The following is a 5,297-nucleotide window of genomic DNA, read 5'->3' on the forward strand; positions in this document are numbered from 1 at the left end:
AAAAAGTAGCCGATGTAAGTCGAGCCAGTAGGTGTTTAGCGGTGTTACAGCCTGAGTGCGGTACTGGCTGAGGTACTATGAGAAATCCAGGCTAGATGAGCAACTTATTATTTGTCATAAGAAGCCACTACAAGACTACTTTTAAAACCAAAAGCTAATGCAAGGCTGCCAAACAAAGCTCTCTAACAAAGCTTCCTAGTAAAAGCACCTAACGGAAGTTAATGCCCTGTATGTTGGTGCTAACACGGGTGCCGGCGGCTCCCTGAAGAATTTCTTCAATATCAGCCAGTGCGCCAATAACCGCTTCTTTACCGGTATTCCTGCTGTAGCTGCATGCTGCCTCTATTTTTGGCCCCATGGAGCCCGCCGCAAACTGCATGTCATCCAGCACGTCCGGATGAGCACTAGCGATCGCTTTGTGGTTTGGCCCATTCCAGTCGATATAAGCAGCATCAACATCCGTCGCAATGATCAGCAAATCAGCCTGCAACTGCTCAGCGAGTAAGGCCGAACAGAGATCCTTATCGATCACTGCCTCTACGCCATTGAGTTTATTATTTTCGTCGTAGGCAGTAGGAATCCCTCCCCCGCCAGCACAAATGACGATCGTTCCTTTTTCGAGAAGCCACTTTACCGGGAGAATCTCGAAAATTCTGTTGGGACGCGGGCTGGCAACTACACGACGGAATTTGTCCCCATCGGGTGCAATGCTCCAGCCTTTTTCCTTAGCCAAGCGTTCGGCCTCTTCCGCTGTATAAACCGGGCCTATCGGCTTGCTGGGGTGCTGAAACGCAGGGTCATCAAGGTCAACTTCCACTTGTGTTAATAAAGTAGCCAGCGGAACCTCAACAGGCAGCAGGTTGCCGAGTTCCTGCTCAATCATATAACCGATCATGCCTTCCGTTTCTGCACCTAGAACATCCAGTGGGTAGGCACTAACATCCGTGTAAGCGGCCCCCTGCAGTGCCAGCAACCCAACTTGCGGGCCGTTGCCGTGGGCGATTACCAATTCATTACCTGGTGCAATCCTGGCAATTTGTTCACAGGCAATTCTAATATTTCCACGCTGAGCCTCTGCTGTCATCGGCTCTCCACGACGTAGTAAGGCATTTCCACCCAGTGCAACGACAATTCGCATCGACATTTCTCCTCAGACCCCGCCCAAGGTGGCAACAAGCACCGCCTTGATGGTGTGCATGCGGTTTTCCGCCTGTTCAAACGCAATACAGGCCGGCGACTCGAAGACCTCCTCAGTCACTTCAATGCCATTAGCCAAGTGCGGGTATTGATCAGCCACCTGCTTGCCGATTTTAGTTTCCGTATTGTGGAAGGCTGGTAAACAGTGCATGAATTTGACGCGCGGATTACCTGAACACTGCATCAGGCTGCTGTTTACCTGATAAGGGAGGAGCTGCTCAATTCGCTCCCCCCAGGCTTCTACTGGCTCGCCCATCGAGACCCACACGTCCGTGTGGATAAAGTCGACACCTTTAACCGCCGCTTCTGGGTCCTCGGTCAACGTAATAGTGGCACCACTTTCCTCCGCAAAACGCTGGCAAGCATCGATGTGTTCTTGAGAAGGCCACAACGCTTTGGGAGCAGCGATGCGTACATCCATGCCAAGCTTGGCACCAATTAATAGTAGCGATTTGCCCATGTTGTTATGGGCATCGCCCACATAGGCATAGCTGATCTGGTGTAACGGCTTTTGTGTATGCTCCCGCATGGTCATCACGTCGGCGAGCATTTGTGTCGGGTGATACTCCTCGGTTAAACCGTTGTAAACCGGCACGCCCGCATAGCTGGCCAGCTCTTCGACAACTTCCTGTTTAAAGCCGCGATATTCAATAGCGTCGTACATGCGGCCCAACACACGAGCGGTATCTTTCATGCTCTCTTTATGGCCAATTTGCGAGGAGCCTGGGTCAATGAAGGTAATATTGGCGCCTTGGTCGTATGCGGCCACTTCGAAGGCACACCGGGTACGGGTTGATGTCTTCTCGAAGATCAACGCAATATTCTGCCCCTTGAGAAGTTGCTGCTCCGTACCGGAGTATTTGGCGCGCTTGAGGTCGCGGGCAAGGTCGAGCAGATAGCAAAGCTCACGCTCGCTATGATGCATGAGGCTAAGCAGGCTACGGTGATGAATATTAAATGCCATGGTGAACGCTCTCAGTAGTCAATGGGGTCACGAATGATCGGGCAGGTCATGCAGTGGCCACCACCACGGCCGCGACCAAGCTCGCTAGCGCTAATGGTGATAACTTCCACGCCCGCTTTGCGTAGCAGCGTATTCGTCGACGTATTGCGGTCGTAGCCGATCACCACACCGGGCTCGAGTGCCACAACATTGTTACCGTCATCCCACTGCTCACGCTCTGATTCGAAACTGTCACCGCCCGTTTCAACCACGCGCAAGGCGGGCAAACCGAGCGACTCAGCGACCACCTCAAGGAAGCTGTTTTCTTCTCGGCGTACATCGATCCTCCCTGGGCGACTCTCATCTGGCCTGAGGCTGAAGGCGACGATATTACGCACGACTTCAGGAAAAATGGTTACCAGATCATGGTCACAAAAGCTGAATACGGTATCCAGATGCATCGCCGAGCGAGATTTTGGCAGGCCTGCTACAACGATTCGCTTGGCCGCACCGGCAGAGAATAGCGCCTGTGCCACTTGGCCAATGGCCTGACGAGAGCTGCGTTCGCCCATTCCAATCAGCACAACGCCGTTGCCTATCGGCATCACGTCTCCACCTTCCAGAGTCGCTAGGCCATGATCCACATCAGGATCGCCGTACCAGACCTGAAAGTCGGCTTTTTCAAATTCGGGATGAAATTTGTAGATCGCCGCGGTAAGCAGCGTTTCTTGGCGCCGAGCCTGCCAGTGCATCGGGTTCAATGTCACACCGCCATAGATCCAGCACGTGGTGTCACGGGTGAACTGAGTATTCGGTAGTGGCGGTAGAATAAAGCTTGAATGGCCCAGGTAATCACGAAACATTTTGAGGATTTCACCTCCCTGAGACCCCGCCATATCATTGGCTGACACCCCGCCAATAAGAAACTCAGCGAGTCGGCGCGGCTCCATCTCATCAAGCCAAGCACGCACTTCATCCTGTAGCCCTACCCCCACTTGATTGGCAGTAATCTTGCGATCCAGGAGCCAACTGCGCGCCTCAGGAATTTTGAGGGTGTCCGTCAACAGGTTGTGCATTTCCAGCACTTCCACGCCACGCTCGCGCATTTTGGTCACAAAATCGAAGTGATCACGCTTAGCTTGGCTTACCCACAGTACGTCGTCGAACAGTAAATCATCACAATTACTCGGCGTTAGACGCTGATGGGCCAACCCTGGCGAGCAGACCATTACCTTACGTAATTTGCCTGCTTCGGAATGAACGCCAAGCGTTGAGGCATTGGTAGACATTGCGTTTCTCCTTGTCGCATGCCAGTAGGCACGTATCGTTTCATCATTGGCTTAGCGGCTTGTGGCCACGACCAACACAAAGTTGAAGTGCTGCCGACGAATCTCAGCCTATAAGAGCTGCCAGACTCAGGCAGGCAAGAATGATCACCGTCAGGATCAACAGCAGCGGCCACATGAATCGCAGCCAGCGCTCATAGGGCACACGCCCAATTGCCAACGCCCCCATGACCACGGCAAAGGTCGGGTTGATTAGGTTCACTAATCCGTTCGCCGATTGATAAGCGGTCACCACCAGATCTCGCCCCACCCCAGCGAAGTCCGCCATCGGGGCTAGAACAGGCATACTCATCACCGCTAACCCTGATGAAGAGGGGACAAAAAACGACATCATCACCTGTAACCAATACATCACGTTTATAAAGGCGACGCTGGAAAGACCACTCACCCGCTCTTCAGACCAATGCAGTAGCGTGTCGGTGACAAGGCCGGCATCCATAATGACAACGATCCCTCTGGCCAGGCCGATAATTAGCGCCACGCCTAATAGCTCCTTGGCGCCGCCTACAAAGGAGTCAACAAAGCGCACCTCACCCAACCGGGAAACAACGCCGACCACTAGGCTGGATGCCAGAAAGAGTGCCGTCATTTCGCCCATCCACCAATCGGCTGCCAATACACCCCACACCATAATGATGAAGGTGCACGCGAACAGAATGAGTACTAGCTTACGGGTGCGGGTAAACGGCAACGTTTCCGCGTCGCGCTGGCTCAGAAAATACTCGCGATCCGCCTCGTACTGATCACTGACAATGGAAGCATCGTGACTGCGGCGAACACGGGCTGCATAGCGCATCACATATAGAACCGTCGCCACGAAACAAAGCGCAAGAATCACCAGCCTCAGAACAAGACCTTCGGTGAAAGGGATACCAGCAGCATCGGAAGCGATGACCGTCGCGAAGGCATTGACTGTTGAACCCAACACCCCCACACCTGCCCCTAGCAGGATGATGGCAACGGCCGTTACCGAGTCATAGCCAGCGGCAATGATGATGGGAATTAACAGCATGTAGAAGGCCAGCGTCTCCTCGGCCATTCCATAGGTAGAGCCACCGAGGGCGAATAGCCCCATTAGCAATGGAATTATCCATTTCTCATGCCCTACCATGCGTTTCATGGCTCGCCCAATACCGGCATCAATCGCCCCGGTCGCCGTCACAACACCAATAAAACCGCCAATAATCAGTACAAAAAGCGCCACATCGATTGCGTTGGCCACATTGGTCGCAGGGTCATAAAGCCCTGCTATTGGGGCCATCAACACATCCCAGGCATTTTGTGGATTAGGCGCTACTTCTTGATAGCTGCCCACCACGGTAACTTCTCGCCCCAACGATTCGTCAAACTCCCGCTCATACTGACCCGCCGGAACGAACCACGTCATCACCGCAGCAAGGATAGTCAGACTAAATAAAATGGTAAAAGCCGTGGGAAAACGAAAGCGTTTTACTTCTTTATTATCACTCGTTTGTGCGTTATCCATTGCTCTCCACCTCTAATAAATCACCATGCCATGCATTTTTGCAGGCTAAATAACAGGCACTTATTACGGCATATAACCACCAGCACTTAACCTTCCATGACGCTAACTATAGGCCAACATTTAAATAAAAAACTGACAAGCATCAAAAAAATAAAAAATAATTAAAACAGATCTAAGGAGACTCTGAAAAAGTCACTGCCATCAGCGATAATACGGCTACCGTCAACTGCATAGGATTCAGTGCTGCCATGGATCAAATCACCTTCTCCGAAGCCGAGTACCAGAACAAGAAGCGAAAGACCCGCCGCGAACTCTTTCTGGAGCG

Annotated in this window: 4 protein-coding genes; all 4 read right to left on the reverse strand. The window is 52.4% G+C overall.

From position 1 onward, the window contains the following. Positions 1–208: 208 nt before the first annotated feature. The 4 genes from arcC to ACQKE4_RS19955 all read right to left on the reverse strand — a co-directional run bounded on the left by arcC (position 209) and on the right by ACQKE4_RS19955 (position 4,972). A complete protein-coding gene (arcC, locus tag ACQKE4_RS19940; protein ID WP_305501665.1) occupies positions 209–1,138 on the reverse strand; it encodes a carbamate kinase in 930 nt (309 codons plus the stop codon). A 12-nt stretch (positions 1,139–1,150) separates the two neighbouring features. Further along, the gene (locus ACQKE4_RS19945; RefSeq protein WP_379687627.1) at positions 1,151–2,161 is read right to left on the reverse strand and encodes an ornithine carbamoyltransferase; all 1,011 of its coding nucleotides are present in this window, start codon (positions 2,159–2,161) and stop codon (positions 1,151–1,153) included. An 11-nt stretch (positions 2,162–2,172) separates the two neighbouring features. Continuing rightward, the gene (gene arcA, locus ACQKE4_RS19950; RefSeq protein ID WP_427389966.1) at positions 2,173–3,429 is read right to left on the reverse strand and encodes an arginine deiminase; all 1,257 of its coding nucleotides are present in this window, start codon (positions 3,427–3,429) and stop codon (positions 2,173–2,175) included. A gap of 103 nt (positions 3,430–3,532) precedes the next feature. Beyond that, on the reverse strand, positions 3,533–4,972 hold the full coding sequence (locus ACQKE4_RS19955; RefSeq protein WP_305501668.1) for a YfcC family protein: 1,440 nt from the start codon (positions 4,970–4,972) through the stop codon (positions 3,533–3,535). Positions 4,973–5,297 lie beyond the last annotated feature (325 nt).

The organism is Halomonas sp. NPDC076908 (assembly GCF_050269715.1).
In the GTDB taxonomy this organism is placed as follows: Bacteria; Pseudomonadota; Gammaproteobacteria; order Pseudomonadales; family Halomonadaceae; genus Vreelandella.